At 71.5% G+C, this 17,682-nt stretch carries 21 protein-coding genes; 13 read left to right on the top strand and 8 right to left on the bottom strand.

The window, feature by feature from the left end; all coding sequences use genetic code 11:
* Positions 1 to 15: 15 nt before the first annotated feature.
* The gene (locus tag ABZX22_RS00280) at positions 16 to 156 is read right to left on the bottom strand and encodes a hypothetical protein (protein ID WP_354904315.1); all 141 of its coding nucleotides are present in this window, start codon (positions 154 to 156) and stop codon (positions 16 to 18) included.
* Between the two features lies 1 nt (position 157).
* Here ABZX22_RS00280 and ABZX22_RS00275 point away from each other — a divergent pair, with 1 nt between their 5' ends.
* The 4 genes from ABZX22_RS00275 (at position 158) to glyA (ending at position 3,757) form a co-directional block, all read left to right on the top strand.
* A complete protein-coding gene (locus ABZX22_RS00275) occupies positions 158 to 940 on the top strand; it encodes a TIGR03084 family metal-binding protein (protein ID WP_354904312.1) in 783 nt (260 codons plus the stop codon).
* A 32-nt stretch (positions 941 to 972) separates the two neighbouring features.
* Positions 973 to 1,344, top strand: a complete 372-nt coding sequence (locus tag ABZX22_RS00270; RefSeq protein WP_354904310.1) for a YccF domain-containing protein — start codon at positions 973 to 975, stop codon at positions 1,342 to 1,344.
* A gap of 66 nt (positions 1,345 to 1,410) precedes the next feature.
* Positions 1,411 to 2,373 carry a YihY/virulence factor BrkB family protein gene (locus ABZX22_RS00265; RefSeq protein ID WP_354904307.1) on the top strand — a complete coding sequence of 321 codons (963 nt, stop codon included), beginning with the start codon at positions 1,411 to 1,413 and terminating at the stop codon, positions 2,371 to 2,373.
* A 130-nt stretch (positions 2,374 to 2,503) separates the two neighbouring features.
* Positions 2,504 to 3,757, top strand: coding sequence for a serine hydroxymethyltransferase (gene glyA, locus ABZX22_RS00260; protein ID WP_354904305.1), 1,254 nt, complete (start codon positions 2,504 to 2,506; stop codon positions 3,755 to 3,757).
* A 69-nt stretch (positions 3,758 to 3,826) separates the two neighbouring features.
* On the opposite strand, the gene ABZX22_RS00255 is transcribed toward glyA, so the two are convergent.
* Positions 3,827 to 4,819 carry a LacI family DNA-binding transcriptional regulator gene (locus ABZX22_RS00255; RefSeq protein WP_354904303.1) on the bottom strand — a complete coding sequence of 331 codons (993 nt, stop codon included), beginning with the start codon at positions 4,817 to 4,819 and terminating at the stop codon, positions 3,827 to 3,829.
* A gap of 106 nt (positions 4,820 to 4,925) precedes the next feature.
* Here ABZX22_RS00255 and ABZX22_RS00250 point away from each other — a divergent pair, with 106 nt between their 5' ends.
* The 6 genes from ABZX22_RS00250 (at position 4,926) to ABZX22_RS00225 (ending at position 10,294) form a co-directional block, all read left to right on the top strand.
* The gene (locus ABZX22_RS00250) at positions 4,926 to 5,801 is read left to right on the top strand and encodes an ABC transporter substrate-binding protein (protein WP_354904301.1); all 876 of its coding nucleotides are present in this window, start codon (positions 4,926 to 4,928) and stop codon (positions 5,799 to 5,801) included.
* The gene (locus ABZX22_RS00245) at positions 5,798 to 6,898 is read left to right on the top strand and encodes an amino acid ABC transporter permease (RefSeq protein WP_354904299.1); all 1,101 of its coding nucleotides are present in this window, start codon (positions 5,798 to 5,800) and stop codon (positions 6,896 to 6,898) included. The genes ABZX22_RS00250 and ABZX22_RS00245 overlap by 4 nt, the downstream gene beginning before the upstream one ends.
* Positions 6,898 to 7,641 carry an amino acid ABC transporter ATP-binding protein gene (locus ABZX22_RS00240; protein WP_354904296.1) on the top strand — a complete coding sequence of 248 codons (744 nt, stop codon included), beginning with the start codon at positions 6,898 to 6,900 and terminating at the stop codon, positions 7,639 to 7,641. The genes ABZX22_RS00245 and ABZX22_RS00240 overlap by 1 nt, the downstream gene beginning before the upstream one ends.
* Positions 7,638 to 8,345 (top strand): type 1 glutamine amidotransferase, encoded by a 708-nt coding sequence (locus ABZX22_RS00235; RefSeq protein WP_354904294.1) that lies wholly within the window; start codon positions 7,638 to 7,640, stop codon positions 8,343 to 8,345. The genes ABZX22_RS00240 and ABZX22_RS00235 overlap by 4 nt, the downstream gene beginning before the upstream one ends.
* Before the next feature lie 175 nt (positions 8,346 to 8,520).
* Complete coding sequence (gene rsgA, locus ABZX22_RS00230) at positions 8,521 to 9,621, top strand: ribosome small subunit-dependent GTPase A (protein WP_354904292.1); 1,101 nt, start codon at positions 8,521 to 8,523, stop codon at positions 9,619 to 9,621.
* A gap of 43 nt (positions 9,622 to 9,664) precedes the next feature.
* A complete protein-coding gene (locus ABZX22_RS00225; RefSeq protein WP_354904290.1) occupies positions 9,665 to 10,294 on the top strand; it encodes a phosphoribosyltransferase family protein in 630 nt (209 codons plus the stop codon).
* Between the two features lie 11 nt (positions 10,295 to 10,305).
* Here the strand turns inward: ABZX22_RS00225 and ABZX22_RS00220 are convergent, their stop codons facing one another.
* Positions 10,306 to 10,779, bottom strand: a complete 474-nt coding sequence (locus ABZX22_RS00220; protein WP_354904288.1) for an ATP-binding protein — start codon at positions 10,777 to 10,779, stop codon at positions 10,306 to 10,308.
* 179 nt (positions 10,780 to 10,958) lie between these two features.
* On the opposite strand from ABZX22_RS00220, the gene ABZX22_RS00215 reads away from it, so the two are divergent.
* Entirely contained in the window at positions 10,959 to 11,849 is an 891-nt protein-coding gene (locus ABZX22_RS00215; RefSeq protein ID WP_354904286.1) for a helix-turn-helix transcriptional regulator, read from the top strand.
* A 63-nt stretch (positions 11,850 to 11,912) separates the two neighbouring features.
* Positions 11,913 to 12,146 (top strand): DUF397 domain-containing protein, encoded by a 234-nt coding sequence (locus tag ABZX22_RS00210; protein ID WP_354904284.1) that lies wholly within the window; start codon positions 11,913 to 11,915, stop codon positions 12,144 to 12,146.
* Between the two features lie 189 nt (positions 12,147 to 12,335).
* On the opposite strand, the gene ABZX22_RS00205 is transcribed toward ABZX22_RS00210, so the two are convergent.
* The 4 genes from ABZX22_RS00205 to ABZX22_RS00190 all read right to left on the bottom strand — a co-directional run bounded on the left by ABZX22_RS00205 (position 12,336) and on the right by ABZX22_RS00190 (position 15,731).
* Positions 12,336 to 12,647 carry a WhiB family transcriptional regulator gene (locus ABZX22_RS00205; RefSeq protein WP_192773819.1) on the bottom strand — a complete coding sequence of 104 codons (312 nt, stop codon included), beginning with the start codon at positions 12,645 to 12,647 and terminating at the stop codon, positions 12,336 to 12,338.
* A gap of 101 nt (positions 12,648 to 12,748) precedes the next feature.
* The gene (locus ABZX22_RS00200) at positions 12,749 to 13,663 is read right to left on the bottom strand and encodes a sucrase ferredoxin (RefSeq protein WP_354905216.1); all 915 of its coding nucleotides are present in this window, start codon (positions 13,661 to 13,663) and stop codon (positions 12,749 to 12,751) included.
* 80 nt (positions 13,664 to 13,743) lie between these two features.
* A complete protein-coding gene (locus ABZX22_RS00195; protein ID WP_354904281.1) occupies positions 13,744 to 15,237 on the bottom strand; it encodes a glycerol-3-phosphate dehydrogenase/oxidase in 1,494 nt (497 codons plus the stop codon).
* On the bottom strand, positions 15,234 to 15,731 hold the full coding sequence (locus tag ABZX22_RS00190) for a TetR/AcrR family transcriptional regulator (protein ID WP_354904278.1): 498 nt from the start codon (positions 15,729 to 15,731) through the stop codon (positions 15,234 to 15,236). Before ABZX22_RS00190 ends, ABZX22_RS00195 begins: the two co-directional genes overlap by 4 nt.
* A 32-nt stretch (positions 15,732 to 15,763) precedes the next feature.
* Between ABZX22_RS00190 and ABZX22_RS00185 the strand changes: the two genes are divergently transcribed.
* Positions 15,764 to 17,311, top strand: a complete 1,548-nt coding sequence (locus ABZX22_RS00185) for an FAD-binding oxidoreductase (protein WP_354905214.1) — start codon at positions 15,764 to 15,766, stop codon at positions 17,309 to 17,311.
* On the opposite strand, the gene ABZX22_RS00180 is transcribed toward ABZX22_RS00185, so the two are convergent.
* On the bottom strand, positions 17,280 to 17,663 hold the full coding sequence (locus tag ABZX22_RS00180) for a hypothetical protein (protein WP_354904276.1): 384 nt from the start codon (positions 17,661 to 17,663) through the stop codon (positions 17,280 to 17,282). The two genes, ABZX22_RS00185 and ABZX22_RS00180, sit on opposite strands and share 32 nt — an antisense overlap.
* Between the last annotated feature and the right edge of the window lie 19 nt (positions 17,664 to 17,682).

The raw sequence follows: 17,682 nt of genomic DNA, 5'->3' as shown, positions 1-17,682 counted from the left end.
GAGTCTGGACGATCTTCAGCCCTGCCTGGGCCAGTCGAGTTCCGACTCCTTGGGCGTGTCCTCGCTCTGGTGCTGGCAGTCGCACCACGAACCGCCCCTGCACTCCTCGTGATGCTTCTCCTTGCACTTCTCGCAGATCACCACTTGATTATTCATCGTGGACTTCTTCCCGGCCCTGCTCATCGACCTGCGCGACGAGACCGCCGACCTCGAGTCGCTCCTGGAGGGCGCCGACTGGGAGCTCCCCACGCCGGCCGAGGGGTGGCTGATCCGCGACCAGGTCGGCCACCTGGCGTGGTTCGACGAGGCGGCGGTCAGAGCCGTCACCGACCCCGGCTCCCTGCGGGCCGGCGAGGTGGCCGAGACCTTCGTCGACGACCTGGTGGCCGAGGCCCGCGCGCTGCCCGCCGCCGAGGTGCGCGCGTGGTTCCGTACGGCCCGCGCCCGCATGCTGGAGGTGTTCGCCACGCTCGATCCCAGGCGGCGCGTCCCCTGGTACGGCCCGCCCATGTCGGCCGCCTCCTTCGTCACCGCCAGGCTGATGGAGACCTGGGCCCACGGCCAGGACGTGGCCGACGCGCTGGGCGTGGTCAGGACTCCCACCGCCAGGCTCAGGCACGTGGCCACGCTGGGGGTGCGGGCCATGCCGTACGGCTTCGCGGTCAGGGGCAGGCCGGTGCCCGCCGACCCGGTGCGGGTGGAGCTGACGCTGCCGGACGGCGCGCCGTGGACGGCCGGGCCCGCGGGAGCGCGGGACGTGGTGCGCGGGCCGATGCTCGACTTCTGCCTGCTGGTGACCCAGCGGCGGCACCTGGACGACCTGCGCCTGGAGGTGACGGGCGAGACGGCGCGGGCGTGGACGGCGGTCGCGCAGGCGTTCGCGGGCCCGCCGGGGAAGGGCAGGGGCCCGTCAGGGGTGATTCAGGGCGATTCCGGATGATCGTTTGGTATATGTGCTGACAAGCTGAACATATGCGCACCATTCTGAACGTGATCTGGCTGGTCCTGGCCGGCCTCTGGCTGGCGATCGGCTACGTGATCGCCGGCGTCATCTGCTGCATCCTGATCATCACGATCCCCTTCGGCATCGCCTCGTTCAGGATCGCCGGCTATGCGCTGTGGCCCTTCGGCAGGACCGTCGTGCGCGATCCCGACGCCGGCGCGATGTCGACCATCGGCAACGTCATCTGGATCATCTTCGCGGGCTGGTGGCTGGCGCTCGGCCACATCATCACCGCGATCCCGCTGTTCATCTCGATCATCGGCATCCCGCTGGGGGTGGCCAACATCAAACTCATCCCCGTCTCGCTCCTGCCCCTCGGCGCGCGTATCGTCGAAACCTGACACGAGATCGGATTGTCACAGGTCATGCGGGGAAGCTGACCTCGGACAGCGAATACCTTGGTTGCCATGACGTCCACCGACGCACCGCCCGGCGCGAAGCGCCGCGGGCCGCGGCTCAGCATGAGCCGCGCGAGGGAGCGGCTCAGCTGGGTGCTGGACACCCGGTCGTGGGCCATCGTTCGCGCGTCCGTGGACGCCGGCGTCAACTACCGCGTCACCGGTCTGGCCGGCGAGGCCGCCTTCTTCGCCCTGCTGTCGCTGCCGCCGTTCGTGCTCGGGCTCATCGCCGTGCTGGCCCAGCTGAGCTTCGTGCTGGGCCCCGACACCGTCCAGACCGTGCGCGTCGAGGTGGAGAAGCAGGCGCAGTTCATCTTCACCGACAACGCCATCGACCAGGTGATCAAGCCCCTGCTGGACGACGTGCTCAGCAGCGGCAACACGGTGCCGCTGATCTCGGTCGGCTTCCTGCTGGCGCTCTGGTCGGGCTCACGCGCGCTGTACGTGTACGTGGACCTCATCTCGGTGGCCTACGGCCTGGGCGAGGAACGCGGCATCATCCGCACCCGGCTGATGTCCTTCGGCCTCTACCTCATCGCCCTGCTCATCGGCGTCGTCGTCATGCCGGTCATGCTCATCGGGCCCGACCTGCTCAGATCGGCGATCAAGGACTACGCGGTGCTGGTCGACGTGCTGTACTGGCCCGTCGTCATCATCGGCTCGGTGCTGTTCCTGACCCTGCTCTACCACGTCAGCGTGCCCGTGCGGACCCGGTGGTTCCGCGAACTGCCCGGCGCGGTCCTGGCGCTGTTCCTGTGGCTGGTGTGCGCGATGGTGCTGCGCACGGTCCTCGCCTCCTGGTTCTCGCCCGTCTCGGTGTACGGCTCGCTCGCCGCGCCCATCGCCGTGCTGCTGTGGCTGTACATCACCGCGCTGGCCGTGCTCATCGGTGCCATCCTGAACGCCGAGGTCGACCGGCTGTGGCCGGGGGAGGGGACGACCGGGGGCAGGGCCGGCCGTACGGCAGGCTGACAGCCGATGGACATCCGATATCGTCTAGGGCGTCGCGACTGGCGCATTAGGTGGTTGACCACCGGGGAGCGGAAGGGGCGAAGGCCGAGCGCCTGGGTCTTCGCGCAATGTCAATGATGACAGGGGAGTCATGAGTTCTCTCGCCAACGTCGACCCGCAGCTCGCCGAGCTCATCAAGGCCGAGGAACGCCGTCAGGCCGACACCGTCAAGCTCATCGCGTCCGAGAACTACGTGTCCAAGGCGGTCCTCGAGGCCACCGGCACCGTTCTCACCAACAAGTACTCCGAGGGTTACGCGGGCAAGCGCTACTACGAGGGCCAGCAGGTCATCGACCAGATCGAGACGCTGGCCGTCGACCGGGCCAAGGCGGTGTTCGGGGTCGAGCACGCCAACGTCCAGCCCTACTCGGGCTCGCCCGCCAACCTGGCCATCTACATGGCCTTCCTCAACCCGGGCGACACCGTCATGGGCATGGGCCTGCCGTTCGGCGGCCACCTGACCCACGGCTGGTCGGTCAGCGCCACCGGCAAGTGGTTCAACCCGGTCCGCTACGGCGTCCGCCAGGACACCGGCCGCGTCGACCTCGACCAGGTCAGGGAGCTGGCCCTGGAGCACCGGCCGAAGCTGATCTTCTGCGGCGGCACCGCGATCCCGCGCACGATCGACTTCGAGGGCTTCGCCTCGATCGCCCGCGAGGTCGGCGCGGTCCTGGCCGCCGACATCGCGCACATCGCCGGCCTCATCGCCGGCGGCGCCCACCCCTCGCCCGTCGGCCACGCCGACGTGATCTCCACCACTACGCACAAGACGCTGCGCGGCCCGCGCGGCGCGATGCTGATGGCCTCCTCCGACGAGCACGCCACGGCGCTGAACAAGGCCGTCTTCCCCGGCCTGCAGGGCGGCCCGCACAACCACACGACCGCCGCGATCGCGGTGGCCCTGCACGAGGCGGCCCAGCCGGCCTTCCGCGAGTACGCCGCTCAGGTCGTCGCCAACGCCAAGGCGCTGGCCGAGGAACTGTCGAGCCGCGGCTTCGACCTGGTCTCCGGCGGCACGGACAACCACCTGATCCTGCTCGACCTGACGCCCAAGGGCATCGGCGGCAAGCCTGCCGCGCAGGCGCTCGACCGGGCGGGCCTGGAGACCAACTACAACACGGTGCCGTTCGACACCCGCAAGCCGTTCGACCCGTCCGGCATCCGCATCGGCACGCCGTCGGTCACCTCGCGCGGCATGAAGGAGGCCGAGATGCGGCAGATCGGCGCGTGGATGGACGAGGTCGTCACCGCGCTGGCCAAGGGTGACGCCGAGGACGTGATCACCCGCGTGCACCACGAGGTCTCCGAGCTGACCGCGCGCTTCCCCGCGCCGGGCCTGTCCTAGACCGTCCAGCCCATCCCGCCCCGCCGCGCACGTCGTGGCGGGGCGGTGGCGTGTCAGCCCGTCGGCGTGTCAGCCCGTCGAGGCGCGGATGACCAGGCGGGTCGGGACGTGCAGCCGGTCGGCCGCTTTCCCGGCCAGAACGTCGATCAGCGCCGCCGCCGCGATCGCGCCGCGCTCGGCGGCCTCCAGGCTGATCACGGTGAGGGGCACCTCCCAGCGCTTGTCCTCCGAGGTCTCGCACATCATCGACACGCGCAGGGCGCCGGGGATGGACAGGCCCAGCCGCCTGGCGGCGGCCAGCAGCGCCTCGCCGTAGGTCTCGTTGAGGCCGTGGACGGCGTCGGGCCGGTCGGCCCGCGACAGCAGCCGCTTGGCGGCAACCTCGGGGACCTCGTCGGGCTGCAGCGCCTCGACGATCGGCGGGTTGCCGGTGGCCGCGCACCAGGCGCGGTAGGCGCGGTCGGTGTCGATCGTGTAGGAGTCGGCCTCGGTGCCGGTCAGCAGCGCGATGCGGCGCGAGCCCGTGGCGCGCAGCCGGTCGAGCAGCGTGCGCAGCACGTCGTCGGCGTCGCTGTGGATGACGGGGACGGTCGCGTGCCCGGGGTCGAGGGGCGCCCCGTCGGCGACCACGGGGATCGCCCTGCGCAGGCAGTCGGCCAGGATGGCGTCGTTCGGCTCGGGGTCGACCACGATGACGCCGTCCAGCGGGACCCTGCGGATCATCCCCGAACCGGGTGCGGCCGGCACGACGACCAGGGCGTGCTCGCGCTCGACGGCCAGCATGGTGGCGCCGGCCGTGAACGCGGCGTAGTAGGGCCGGTAGGTGTGGCCCCAGTGCCGCGAGTCGAGGTGGACGACGGGCACGCCGATCACGCCCACCCGGCCGGAGGCCAGGCCCGCGGCGATCGGGTCGGGCCGGTAGCCGAGCTCCTCCGCGGCGGCCAGGACCATCGCCCTGGTCTTGGCGGAGACGCGGCCCTTGCCGCTGAGGGCGTGGGACACCGTCGTGATAGACAGCCCGGTGGCGGTGGCGACGTCGCGGATGCCGGCGCGTGAGCTCATGGAATGATCCTATCGGCGTTTGAGAAAACGTTTTGGCAACACCCATTGACCAAGCCAAAGCGTTTTTGCAACCGTGGCGTACCCCAGAACGACTCAGGAGTGAGCCATGACCCGAACCCGCTCCGGCCTCGCCGCCGCCGGTCTCACCGTCCTGCTGCTTGCGGCAGGTTGCGGATCCTCCACCTCCAGCACCACCGAGGCCAGCGGCACCGCCTACGGCAACTGCACCGTGACCGGCAAGCGGGGCGAGTTCAAGCTCGCGACCGTGACCGAGGACACCCTGACGGTGCAGGGCGACCTGCCCTCCAAGGGCTGGTGGAACGGCGACACGGTGGCCGACATCAAGGACGGCTTCGAGTACTGCATGGCGGCCACCATCGCCTACCGCGCGGGGCTGTCCAAGCTGGCCGTCGAGAACGCGCCCTTCGACGCGCTGGTCGCCGGCCACACCAAGGACTTCGACCTGGCCCTGGCCGAGATCTCCATCACCGAGGCGCGCAAGAAGGTGGTGACCTTCTCGGCGCCCTACTTCGCCTCCAACATCGGGGTGATGACCAAGAAGGGCGCCGACGTGACCGCCGGCAACCTGCGCACGCTGCGCCTGGGCGTCAAGCAGGGAACCACCGGCGCCGACTTCGTGGCCAACGTCCTCAAGCCCGAGCAGCAGCCCAAGGTCTTCCCCAACGACCCCGAGATGGCCGCCGCCGTCAAGGCCGGGCAGATCGACGCCGGGCTCCAGGACGTGGCCATCATGCTGGGCACCGCCGCCAACTCGCAGGGCGCGCTGACCGTCGTCGGCCAGTACTCGACCGGCGAGTCGTACGGCGCGCTCTACCCCAAGGGCTCGCCCAACGCCGCCACCCTCGACGCGATCATCGAGCAGATGAAGTCCGACGGGACGTTCGACAAGCTGTCGGCCGACCACCTGGCCAAGGTGTTCGGCGGCGACCCGGCCTCCGTCCCGCTCTGGCAGGCGTCGTGACCGCCCAGCAGACGCTCCTCGGGGGCGCCTCGGCCGCGCCGGAGCGCGCCCAGCCCGTCCCCGCGCCGGCACGCGGCTTCGCGGCGGCCGGCATGACGGGAGCGGCGCTCGCCACCGCCGCCACCTGGGCCGTGGCCGCCGACCTCGTCGGGGCGGCCACCGCCGGGCCCTGGCGCTGGGCGCTCGGCGCCGTCGCGGTCGCGGGCGCGCTGGCCGTCCTGGCGGTGTTCCGGCCCGCGTGGGACGCCTGGCGAGCCTCGCGTGCCTGCGCCGCCGCGCTGGAGGAGACCGACGTCGTGGCGGCGCGCCGCCTGGCCGCGCGCGTGCGCGAGTCGGCCTGGACGGCGCTCGGCGCGGCGCTGGCCGTCCTGTGCGCGCTGGGCGCGATCGTCTTCGTGCTCGCCAACGACGCGGCGGTGCAGAAGACCTTCCTCGACGGCGCCCTGATGTGGGCGAGCTTCCCCGACATCGCCCGCGCCTTCGCCACCAACCTGGTCATCGCCGTGGTGGCGCAGGCGCTCGTGCTGGTCTGGGCCCTGGTCCTGGCCCTGGCCAGGCTCGCGCCCGGCCGGGCGGGGCGGCCGATCAGGCGGCTGGCGACCTTCTACATCGACGCCGTCCGCGCCGTTCCCGCGATCATCGTGATCTACCTGATCGGCTTCGGCCTGCCGCTGGCCGAGGTTCCGCTGCTCAGCGGGCTCAACCAGACCTGGTACGCGATCCTGGCGCTCACCGTGGTCTACGGCGCCTACGTCGCCGAGGTCTTCCGCGCCGGCATCGAGAGCATCCACCCCAGCCAGATCGCGGCCTCGCGCTCGCTCGGCTTCTCCTACCTGGCGACCATGCGGCACGTGGTGGTGCCGCAGGCCACGCGCCGGGTGATCCCGCCGCTGCTGAACGACTTCATCAGCCTGCAGAAGGACACCGCGCTGGTGAACGTCATCGGCAGCATCGACGCCTTCAACCAGGCCAAGATCCTGGCCGCCAACAACTTCAACCTCTCCTCGGTCACGGTCGTGGCGGTGCTGTTCATCCTCATCACCATCCCGCAGGCCCGGCTCGTCGACCGTCTCCTCACCCGCGAACGGAGCACGTGATGGCCTTCCTGGAGCTCGAAGGGCTGCGCAAGAGCTACGGCGGCCACGAGGTGCTCAAGGGCATCGACCTGTCCGTGGAGCGGCACGAGGTGATCTGCCTGATCGGCGCCTCGGGCAGCGGCAAGTCCACCCTGCTGCGCTGTGTCAACGCGCTGGAGTCCATCGACGCCGGCACCGTCCGCCTGGACGGCGAGGTGGTCTCCGGAGCGGGCGTGGACGTCAACCTGCTGCGCAAAGACATCGGCATGGTCTTCCAGAGCTACAACCTGTTCCCGCACATGAGCGTGCTGGACAACATCACGCTGGCGCCGGTCAGGCTCGGCGGCCTGCCGCGTGAGCAGGCCCGTGCCCGCGCGCTGGAGCTGCTGCGCAGGGTGGGCCTGGAGGAACGCGCCGACGCCTACCCCGACCGGCTGTCCGGCGGGCAGCAGCAGCGGGTCGCGATCGTCAGGACCCTCGCCATGGGGCCTCGCGTGCTGCTGCTGGACGAGATCACCTCGGCGCTCGACCCCGAGCTCGTCGCCGAGGTCCTCGGCATCGTCCGTGACCTGGCGGCCGAGGGACTGACCATGCTGCTGGCCACCCACGAGATGGGCTTCGCCCGCGAGGTGGCGAGCCGGGTGTGCTTCCTGCACCAGGGCTGCCTGCTGGAGGAGGGGCCGCCCGAACAGATCTTCACCGAACCACACGAGGAGCGTACGCGCATGTTCCTGAAGTCCATCATCGAGGCGGGACGCCTGTGATCCTCGGCATCCAGCACGAACACGGCACCGGCCCCGGCCTGATCGGGGAGCGGATCGAGCGGGCCGGGCACAAGCTCGACCTGCGCCACCCGTACCTGGGCGAACCCCTGCCCCCCGACCTGTCGGGACACGACGGCCTGGTCGTGCTCGGCGGCACCCCGGGAACCGGCGACGTCGGCCTGGCCCCGTGGCTGCCCGCCGTGGAGGCGCTGCTGCGGGAGGCGGTCCGCGACGAGGTCCCCGTCCTGGGGGTCTGCCTCGGCGGCCAGCTGCTCGCCCAGGCCTGCGGCGGGACCGTCACCGTCGCCGCCGCCGCCCAGGTCGGCCTCTTCCCGCTCGGCGCCTACCCGGCGGCCGACGACGACGAGCTGTTCTCCGGCTTCCCCGCCGACGGCCAGGCCGTCCAGTGGCACTGGGACGAGATCGCGGAGCTGCCGCCAGGGGCCGTCTCCCTCCTGCGCGACGATGCCTTCCCGCACCAGGCCTTCCGCCTGGGCCGGCGCGCGTGGGGTGTGCAGTTCCATCCCGAGGTGCTGCTCGCCTCGGCCACCGCGTGGGCCTCGGGGGAGTCGCCGCAGCTGGCCGAGCTCGGCCTGGACGTGCCCGCCATGCTGGACGGCGTCGCCGCGGCCGAGCCGGCGCTGCGCGACCTGTGGGGCGGGATCACCGACCGCTGGCTGGCCCTGGTCCGCGAGCCCGCGTGACCGCTCACGACGCACGTGATCTGCGGGAGTGATACTGTTCGGCTTGGCAGACGGCCACGACACATGGGAGGTGAGGACTATGCGGGTCTTTCTGAGCTGCTCGCTGTCCGAAAACCTCCGGGTGCCCGCCTGACCTTTCACGCCGCGGGGCCTGGCTTCCGAAGGGTACCCAAGCGTGACCACACACGATCTGTCCCTGCTCGGCTGGACCGGCTCGCTGGCCGCCGAGCTTCCCGCGGACACCGTTCCCGCGCGCGTGGCGCGGGTCGACCGCGGAGCCGCGGAGGTCATCGCCTCCGACGGCCATCACCACGTCAAATACGGCGCCCGCGTGCGCAGGGCCGCGGCCGGTGACCCGGTCGCACTGCCCTGCGTGGGCGACTGGGTGGCGCTGCGGGCGCTGCCCGAGGGCCGCTACGAGCTCGACGAGGTACTGCCCCGCCGTACCGCCTTCGTGAGGGGCGGCGTCAGCCGCGTCTCGCGCGGGGGACTGTCCGGCGACGGACAGGGGCAGGTGCTCGCCGCCAACGTCGACGTCGTCTTCGTGGCCGAGCCGTCCATGCACGCCACCGACTTCGCCGACCTCGGACGCATCGAGCGGCTGGTCGCCCTGGCGTGGGAGAGCGGCGGCACGCCCGTCGTGCTCATCACCAAGTCCGACCTGTTCGAGCTGGGGCTCGACCAGCTGCTGGCCGACGTCTCGGCGGCGGCGCCCGGCGTGCCGGTGCACGCCGTCTCCTCCCTGCTCGGCGAGGGTGTCGCGCCGGTGCGCGAGCATCTCGCCGGCTCGCGCACGGCCGTGGTGCTCGGTCCTTCGGGAGCGGGCAAGTCCACGCTGGTCAACGCGCTGGCCGAGGAGGGGGTGATGGACACTCAGCAGGTCCGCGCCGCCGACGGCAGGGGCCGGCACACCACCGTGCACCGGGAGCTCATCCCGCTGCCCGGCGGCGGGCTGATCATCGACACGCCCGGCATCAGGCGGGTCGGCCTCTACGAGATGACCGACGGGGTCGACCTCGTCTTCGCCGACATCGAGGACCTGGCCCGCTCGTGCAGGTTCGGCGACTGCTCCCACAACGGCGAGCCTGACTGCGCCGTGCAGGCGGCCCTGGATTCGGGTCTGCTGCCCGAGCGCAGGCTGGAGAGCTGGTTCAAGCTCCAGCGGGAGGCCGCGTGGATGGCCGGCAGGACCGACGCCAGGCTGCGCAAGGAACAACAGCAGAAGTGGAAGATCATCCACAAGGAGATGCGCAGGTCAGGGCGTAATCGGCCCTAGCCGGCGCAGGGATGCGCGGCACCGGTACGGGTATGACTCGGGCATGGGGCCGCTGTTCGCCGACAGAGCCGAGGCAGGTGCCCTGCTGGCCGAGCGCCTGCGCGGGCTGAAGGACCCTGTCGTGCTGGCGTTGCCACGCGGCGGGGTCGCCGTGGCGGTGCCCGTGGTCCGCAGGATCGGCGGCGTGCTGGACATCCTCGTCACCAGGAAGATCGGCTACCCCGCCCAGCCCGAGCTGGGCGTGGGCGCCATCGCCGAGGGCGGGGAGCCGGTCTTCGACGAGCGGCTGATGGCCGGTCTCGGCCTGACCCGCTCCGGCCTGGAGAAGGTGGTCGAGCGGGAGCGCGAGGAGCTGCGCCGCAGGGTGCGGGTCTACCGGGGGGACCGGAAGCTGCCGTACCTGACGGGCCGGGACGTGGTGGTCGTCGACGACGGGCTCGCCACCGGCGGTACGGCGAGGGCGGCGCTCAGGGCGGTCGAGGCGGCCAAGCCGGGCAGGCTCACCCTGGCTGTGCCGGTCGGGGCGCCGCAGACGGTCAGGGCGTTGCGCGGCGAGGCCGACGAGCTGGTCGTGCTGGCCACGCCGCCCGACTTCCACGCGGTCGGGCAGTGGTACGGAAGCTTCGAGCAGCTGACCGACGCCGACGTGCTGGCGCTGCTGGCCCAGCAGTGACGTGGGCCGCCTCAGTTGAGCGCGGCCCAGACGAGCTTGCCGCCGCCGGCCGGATGAAGCCACCCCCAGGCGGTCGTGAGCGCCTCGATGAGCGGCAGCCCCCTGCCGAACTCGGCCAGGAAACCGGTTGTCGCGGTCATCGGCACCGCGCCGCTGAAGTCGCGGACCGCGCATCCGAGCCGGCGCTGCGAGCACACCAGCCTGAGTGACCTGGCGCCCCCGCCGTGCCTGATGGCGTTGGTCACCAGTTCCGAGACGACGAGCTGCGCGTCGAACACCGCGTCACAGGACTCCCATCCCGCGAAGGTGGTGCGCACGAACGACCTGGCCACCCCCACGACGGCCGGGTCCGCGGGCATGGCGAAGTCGAGCACCACCGCCTGGTCGCCGGGCGGGCTGCCGGACAGCAGGGTGCTGAGCCAGTCGGGCGGTGCGGTGCCCGTGGCGGCGTGCCATGGTGCTGATGGTGCTGCGGAAGTGGTCATGGAGGTCCCCGGGGCTCGGATACTTCGCGCGGTCCAAGTGACCATATTTACGGCGAGAGCTTACAGATGCAAGACTTTCCGTGTTTTACCGATGCAAATCGCAAATGCACGTGCGTGAAGGGTGATGCCCGCCCCGGATCCGTGTCACACTGTGATCTTTACTCGAGAGGAGACAGCGCGTGGAAGCGGCGGAGAACGTGCGACCCCTGAGCTCTGCCAAGGGTGGCGGCCCGACGGTTCTGCGCATCCTGCTCGGTGCCCAGCTCAGGAGGCTGCGCACCGCCAAGGGGATCTCCAGGGAGGACGCCGGCTACGCCATCAGGGCCTCGCACGCCAAGATCAGCCGACTCGAGCTGGGCCAGGTGAGCTTCAAGGAGCGCGACGTCGCCGACCTGCTCACCATGTACGGCGTGACCGACCCCGGCGACCGGGCGCGCCTGCTCGACCTGGCCAGGCAGGCCAACCAGCCGGGCTGGTGGCACAAGTACAACGACCTGCTGCCTAACTGGTTCGAGGTCTACATCGGCCTGGAGGGGGCGGCCTCGATCATCCGCACCTACGAGAACCAGTTCGTCCCCGGCCTGCTGCAGACGCCCGACTACGCGCGGGCGGTGATCTCGCTGGCCCACGACAGGGCGCCGAAGAGCGAGATGGAGCGCCGCGTCACGCTCCGGATGACCAGGCAGGAACGCCTCGGGGGCGAGCGGCCGGTCGCGCTGTGGGCGGTGCTCGACGAGGCGGTGCTGCGCCGCGCGCTGGGCGGGAACGAGACCATGCGCGGCCAGATCGGGCACCTCATCGAGGTCGCCGACCTGCCGAACGTGACGGTGCAGGTCATGCCGTTCGAGCGGGGCGGGCACGCGGCGGCCGGCGGCGCCTTCTCCATCCTGCGCTTTCCCGAGCCCGAGCTGCCCGACGTCGTCTACATGGAGCAGCTGTCGAGCGCGCTCTACCTGGACAAGCTGGGTGAGTCCGAGCACTACATGAAGGTCATGGACCGGCTCAGCGTGCAAGCGGACACTCCCGCCGAAAGCCGGCGCTTTCTGGAGCGACTGCGCAAGATCTTCTAGTTCGCGTATCCTCGTGGCCTGCAAGCACCGATGCACGTGCATTCGCACGCACGAGGAGGAACCATGGGGGAGATTCCCAACGGCATCGCCGCGAGCAGACTCGCGGTGGCCTGGCGCAAGGGCAGGCGCAGTAATCCGAACGGCAACTGCGTGGAGGTGGCCGCCCTGCCGACGGGCCAGTACGCGGTGCGGAACTCCCGCTTCCCCGACGATCCCGCGCTCATCTACACCAAGGCGGAGATGACCGCGTTCGTGCTGGGCGCGAAGGACGGGGAGTTCGACGACCTGATCGCCTGAGGCGCGGCATCGTCACGCTGCCCTCGACGGGGGGAGTCGCGCGCCCTCTGTTGGAAGGGGGGATGTGCTGCCGGCGACGCCCGTGGTGCTTGATGGTGCTTGATCAGGCAGTTGTCCCGACCGGGTTCGAGGTGGTCATCGGGACAACTGCGTGATCACGCTGCTGCTGGACGCTGCCGGGGGTGGACCTCAGGCGGCGGAGATGCCTGCGCTGGCCGCGCGGCGCATGCGACGGCGGCGCTCGGAGGCGCGCTCGTCCTCGTTAAGACCGCCCCACGTGCCGTACTTCTCGGGCCGGGACAGCGCGTAGTCAAGGCACTCGGCGCGAACGGGGCACTGGGCGCAGATCGCCTTGGCCTTCCGCTCGCGAACGTCACGCTCGGGCTGCCGCTCGCCGTCGGGACCGAAGAAGAGCACGAGGTCCTCACCTCGGCACGCGGCATCATCCTGCCAACCCCAGCTGGGGCGCGGGCGGGCGATCTGCCGACGTACCTGAGACATGAGAAAACCACCTTCGTGAGAGGTATTTCAGTGATTGAGCCGCATTGGACGCTTTCGGCGTCACTGTTCCAACGCAGGGGTGTGCCGTGATGTTCCCGTGATCAGGCGAGAGCGGGCGTGGCGTACCGCACAGGCGTGAGCCTGTCCAGCGAGACCAGCCGGTAGGTCGTGATCGTCTCGGCGCAAGCCGTACCACACGGTGTTGGGAACACCGCTGGCTCAACCACAACCTGGAACCGGACGTCACCGCAGCGCACGAGGGCCTCGGTGACGTCGCCGTCCGACCTGGAGGATTCCACGGCCACTTCGCCGACCGACAGTTCACCCGTGTGGGCACGGGCGAAATGCTCGGCGGCCTGCAATGGCTCAGGGATGCCTGCGCGTCCCCGGTAACGGTCGAGAATCACCTCGCCGGACCGGTACGCATTGACTGCTGCGATCGCAGCAGCCTGAGACATGCTGCCGTAGAAAATTCCGTGTGGCAAGCACACGAGGTTGGCGGCGTAGCGATCGCCGCCAACATGTGAGGTTTCCCACACTCTGTCCGGCAAAACTTCTGCCAGCCGTCGAGCGAGGGGTAGTCCAATGCGGGCGCAGCACGCATTGCGCTTGGCGTGCGTGCAGACCAGAAATACCGGCTCGTCTTCAAGTATGCAGGACTCTGGGACCACTCCGGCCACCACGGCGTCCAAGTCAAGATCGTCAGGACCTGCGATGACACCGCTGGCCAGCCAGGGGTTCTCGCCTGCCGCATAGCCGACTAGCACACGGATGCGCTGGTCCCGCTGCCGGGTTCGGCGCCCTGGGCGGCGGATGAGCTGGGGTCTGATACCGCGTTCGGCGGCTCTTCGCACGAGTTCCGCGATCTCTTCAGGAAGTTCACAGTTTTCCAGGTGCGAGGCCCACGGGCCCTCGTGCTCGATGAGCAGCCACAGGCGGGCGCCGACCGTCGCGCTGGCGAGGGTCGGCACGTCGCCCGTGTGACAGCCGACCGGATGGTCGCACCCCTTGGCCATGCCCACCTTCCCCTTGATCCTTCTTCCTTAGGTAAGACTAACCTAACGGTTTGGGGAGTGTGCATGCGGCCGACACGCGCTCAGAGGGTCAGGGCGTGCCGGGCCGCCGCGAGCGCCGCCGCCCGGTCCTCGGGGACCAGCCCGATCCTGGTGCGCCGGTCGAGCAGGTCGGCCTCGTCCAGTGCGCCCTCGTACCGCACCGCCCACACCAGTTCGCCGAGCGTACGGCCCGCGCCCACCGGCTCGGGATGCCGCTTCACCAGCTCGTGGACGGCTGGCGCCTCGCCGCCGTACCGGGCGACGAGGTCCGCGGGGCCGCCCGCGAGCCGGGCGCCCACCAGCGGCAGCCGATCCGACACGCACGGGCCCGCCGGCAGCGCCCGCCGCGAGACGGCCCGGTCCACGGCGTCCTGCGCCATCCGCCGGTAGGTGGTCAGCTTGCCGCCGGTGACGGTGACCACCCCGTCCGCCGACGTCAGCACCGCGTGCCGGCGGGACAGGTCGGCGGTGCGTCCCTCGGCCTCCAGGAGCGGCCTGAGACCCGCGTAGGCGCCCGCCACCGCGCCGCGGTCCACGGGGACCTCCAGGACCGTGTTCAGCACGCTCAGCAGTGCCGTGACGTCCTCGTCGGGCACCTCCGGCACGTCGGGGACCGGGCCGTCCACCGGCTCGTCGGTGAGACCGACGTAGACCCGCCCGTCGTGCTGGGGGAGGACCAGGGCGAACCGGTTGCTCTCGCCGGGTATGGGCACGTGAAGCCCGGCGCGCAGCCCGGGCAGCGTCTCGCCGCGCAGCACCAGATGGGTGCCGCGCGAGGGGCGCAGCCTGAGGTCGGGGTTGAGCAGGCCGGCCCACACGCCCGCCGCGTTGATCACCGCGCGGGCCCTGATCGTGAACGTCTCGCCGGTCAGCTCGTCGCGCACCTCGGCGCCGTCGCCGTGCAGTTCCATGGCCCTGCACCTGGTCAGGATCCGGGCGCCGTGGCCGGCCGCCGTCCGGGCGATCGCCACCACCAGGCGGGCGTCGTCGACCAGCCTGCCGTCCCACGACAGCAGCGCCCCGCGCAGGCCGTCGCCGCGCAGGGGCGGCGCCAGCTCCCGCGCCTTGGCGGAGGGCAGCCGTGACGGCCCCGGCAGCAGCCCGCGCGGCGTGCGCGCGGCCACGCGCAGCGCGTCGCCCATCCGGTAGCCGGTCATGACCAGCGCGGCCTGCGCCCGCGAGACCGCCGGGGTGAGCGGCAGCAGGTACGGCGCGGCCCTGACCAGATGCGGCGCGGTGCGGGTGAGCAGGATGCCGCGCTCGACCGCGCTCTCGCGGGCCACCGCCACCTGGCCCTTGGCGAGGTAGCGCAGCCCGCCGTGGATCATCTTCGAGCTCCACCTCGAGGTGCCGAAGGCCAGGTCGTGGGCGTCGATCGCGGCCACCGTGAGCCCGCGGGAGGCGGCGTCGAGCGCCACGCCCGCCCCCGTGGCGCCGAGCCCCACGACCAGCACGTCGACGGTCTCGTGGCGGACCCGCTCCAGCTCGGCGAGCCTGCGCGCGGCGGTCAGGGAGGTGTTCGTCGCGGGTGTCATGCCAGATACCTCTCCAGGAGGGTCGTCAGTTCGGCGTCGAGGGCGTCGGGGTCGCCCATGGTGTGGGCCGACAGCAGGAACGACTGGGCGGTCAGCAGCACGGCGCGGGCCCGCGCCGGGCTCATGCTCCGCTCCAGGACCTCGAGGATCGCGTCGTGGCTGGCGCCCCTGCGCACGGTCAGGTACGGCAGCAGCAGTTCGGGGTCGACCTCGACGATCTTCCGCCACAGCGGGTGCTCCCGCAGCGTCCGCACGCCCTTGACCACGGCCGGCACGGGATCGCTCAGGTCAAGCTCGGCCACCACGCGCAGCCACTCGCGGGTCATCAGATCCGCCACCAGGCTGCCCACGTCGGGCCAGCCGCGATAGATGGTCATCCGCGACACCCCGGCCCGCCGGGCCACGTCGGTCAGCGTCGTGCGCCGCACCCCGTAGGCCAGCACGCAGGCACGGGCGGCGTCCAGTACGACGTCATTGTGACGAATTGCCGTCATGTGTCACAGTGTAAGGCGTGGAGAACGAACCGATGCTGTGGAGCGGCTGGGGCGACCCCGCCAAGGCCCGCGAGCTGCCCGACCAGATCCGCAGGCTCCTGCACGACCTCATGGGGGTGAGCGCGCCCGCGCCCGCCGTGGCCATCGACGAGGTGAAGCTCCCGCCCGCCCCGCTGCCCGGCGTGGCGCTGGCCGAGCTGCGGGAGGCGGTGGGCGCGGCCCACGTGCGCGACGACCACGAGGCCAGGGTCCGGCACACCCGTGGCAAGTCCACCCCCGACCTGCTGCGCATACGGGCCGGCGACGGCTCGGACGCCCCCGGCGCGGTCGTCCTGCCTGGCTCGCACGAGGAGGTGCTGCGCGTCCTCGAGGTGTGCGGGCGCCACGGCGTGGCGGTCGTCCCCTTCGGCGGCGGCACCTCCGTCGTCGGCGGCGTGACGAGTGACGTGACGGGCGGCGGCGTGATCGCCCTCGACCTGGCCAGGCTCGACCGGCTGGTGTCGGTCGACACCGAGTCGATGGTCGCCGAGCTGGAGCCCGGCCTGCGCGCGCCCGACGCCGAGCGGCTGCTGGGCGAGCACGGGCTCACGCTGGGGCACTTCCCCCAGTCCTACGAGTACGCCACGCTCGGCGGCTTCGCCGCAGCCAGGTCCAGCGGGCAGGCCTCGGCCGGGTACGGGCGCTTCGACGACATGGTCGTGGGCATGACAGTGGCCACCCCCGCCGGGACGCTCGACCTCGGCCGGGCGCCCAAGTCCGGCGCGGGCCCCGACCTGCGCCAGCTGGTCCTCGGCTCGGAGGGCGCCTTCGGCGTCATCACCTCGCTGCGGCTGCGGGTGCGCAGGATCCCGGCCGAGACGGTCTACGAGGGCTGGCGGTTCGAGTCGTTCGCCGCCGGCTCGGCGGCGATGCGCGCCCTCGCGCAGGCGGGGTCGCTGCCCACCGTGCTGCGGCTGTCGGACGAGACCGAGACGATGATCGGCCTGGCCAAGCCCGAGGCCATCGGCTCCGGCGACGCGGGCTGCCTGCTGATCGCCGGCCACGAGAAGGACCGGCAGCCTGCGGCGGCCGTGCTGGCCCAGGCGGGCGGCACCTACCTGGGCGCCGAGCCGGGGCAGGCCTGGGCGCACGGCCGCTTCGCCGCGCCGTACCTGCGGGACTCGCTCCTGGCCGCCGGCGCCACCGTCGAGACGCTGGAGACCGCGACCTTCTGGGCGAACCTGCCCAGGCTCTACGACGCGGTACGGCTGGCGCTGCTCGGCGCGCTCGGCACGCCGCTGGTCATGTGCCACATCTCGCACGTCTACGAGACCGGCGCGTCGCTGTACTTCACCGTGGTGACCGGCCACGGCCTGGCCGCATGGGAGAGCGCCAAGCGGGAGGTCAACGCCGCGATCGTCGCCGCCGGCGGCACCATCTCGCACCACCACGGCGTCGGCAGGGACCACCGGGAGGCCTACGCGGAGGAGATCGGCCCGCTCGGCGTGGAGATCCTGCGCGCGGTCAAGGAACGCCTCGACCCCGCCGGGATCATGAACCCCGGCGTGCTCATTCCTTCTCCGCCTCGACCAGCAGGATGAACGCCTCCTCCTTCCGGCCGAGCGCCGTCAGCACCTCGGCGGTGCAGCCCAGCGCCATGACCAGCGGCGCGCCGCCGAGGCTCCTGGCCAGCTCCAGCGCCTCCTCCGCCAGTGGCAGCGCCCTGGCCGGCCGGCCGCGCGACATCAGCAGCCCGCAGCCCGCCCGTAGCGCCCTGACCAGCAGCCCCGTGTACGTGACGGGATCGCGGGCCGCCAGTACGCGCGCGCCCGCGATCGCCCTTTCCGTCGTCCTCATCGCCGCGCCGCCGAACCCCCGCTGCGTCGCGGCATAGGCGAGCAGGCCCTCGACGGCGTCGGCGCTGATCCCATCCCCTGAACCGGTGCGGGCCATCCCCAGCCCCCCGCAGCAT

This window comes from Nonomuraea sp. NPDC003804 (assembly GCF_040610675.1).
GTDB lineage: Bacteria > Actinomycetota > Actinomycetes > Streptosporangiales > Streptosporangiaceae > Nonomuraea.
The sequence above is the reverse complement of the archived record's forward strand: the minus strand, read 5'-3'. Positions and strand labels throughout refer to the sequence as shown.

Excerpts from the sequence above, each read along its gene's own strand:
- ABZX22_RS00280 (WP_354904315.1), bottom strand. The coding sequence starts at position 156 with ATGAATAATCAAGTGGTGATCTGCGAGAAGTGCAAGGAGAAGCATCAC.
- ABZX22_RS00270 (WP_354904310.1), top strand. The coding sequence starts at position 973 with ATGCGCACCATTCTGAACGTGATCTGGCTGGTCCTGGCCGGCCTCTGG.
- ABZX22_RS00265 (WP_354904307.1), top strand. The coding sequence starts at position 1,411 with ATGACGTCCACCGACGCACCGCCCGGCGCGAAGCGCCGCGGGCCGCGG.
- glyA (WP_354904305.1), top strand. The coding sequence starts at position 2,504 with ATGAGTTCTCTCGCCAACGTCGACCCGCAGCTCGCCGAGCTCATCAAG.
- ABZX22_RS00255 (WP_354904303.1), bottom strand. The coding sequence starts at position 4,819 with ATGAGCTCACGCGCCGGCATCCGCGACGTCGCCACCGCCACCGGGCTG.
- ABZX22_RS00250 (WP_354904301.1), top strand. The coding sequence starts at position 4,926 with ATGACCCGAACCCGCTCCGGCCTCGCCGCCGCCGGTCTCACCGTCCTG.
- ABZX22_RS00240 (WP_354904296.1), top strand. The coding sequence starts at position 6,898 with ATGGCCTTCCTGGAGCTCGAAGGGCTGCGCAAGAGCTACGGCGGCCAC.
- ABZX22_RS00225 (WP_354904290.1), top strand. The coding sequence starts at position 9,665 with ATGGGGCCGCTGTTCGCCGACAGAGCCGAGGCAGGTGCCCTGCTGGCC.
- ABZX22_RS00220 (WP_354904288.1), bottom strand. The coding sequence starts at position 10,779 with ATGACCACTTCCGCAGCACCATCAGCACCATGGCACGCCGCCACGGGC.
- ABZX22_RS00210 (WP_354904284.1), top strand. The coding sequence starts at position 11,913 with ATGGGGGAGATTCCCAACGGCATCGCCGCGAGCAGACTCGCGGTGGCC.
- ABZX22_RS00205 (WP_192773819.1), bottom strand. The coding sequence starts at position 12,647 with ATGTCTCAGGTACGTCGGCAGATCGCCCGCCCGCGCCCCAGCTGGGGT.
- ABZX22_RS00200 (WP_354905216.1), bottom strand. The coding sequence starts at position 13,663 with ATGGCCAAGGGGTGCGACCATCCGGTCGGCTGTCACACGGGCGACGTG.
- ABZX22_RS00195 (WP_354904281.1), bottom strand. The coding sequence starts at position 15,237 with ATGACACCCGCGACGAACACCTCCCTGACCGCCGCGCGCAGGCTCGCC.
- ABZX22_RS00190 (WP_354904278.1), bottom strand. The coding sequence starts at position 15,731 with ATGACGGCAATTCGTCACAATGACGTCGTACTGGACGCCGCCCGTGCC.
- ABZX22_RS00185 (WP_354905214.1), top strand. The coding sequence starts at position 15,764 with ATGCTGTGGAGCGGCTGGGGCGACCCCGCCAAGGCCCGCGAGCTGCCC.
- ABZX22_RS00180 (WP_354904276.1), bottom strand. The coding sequence starts at position 17,663 with ATGGCCCGCACCGGTTCAGGGGATGGGATCAGCGCCGACGCCGTCGAG.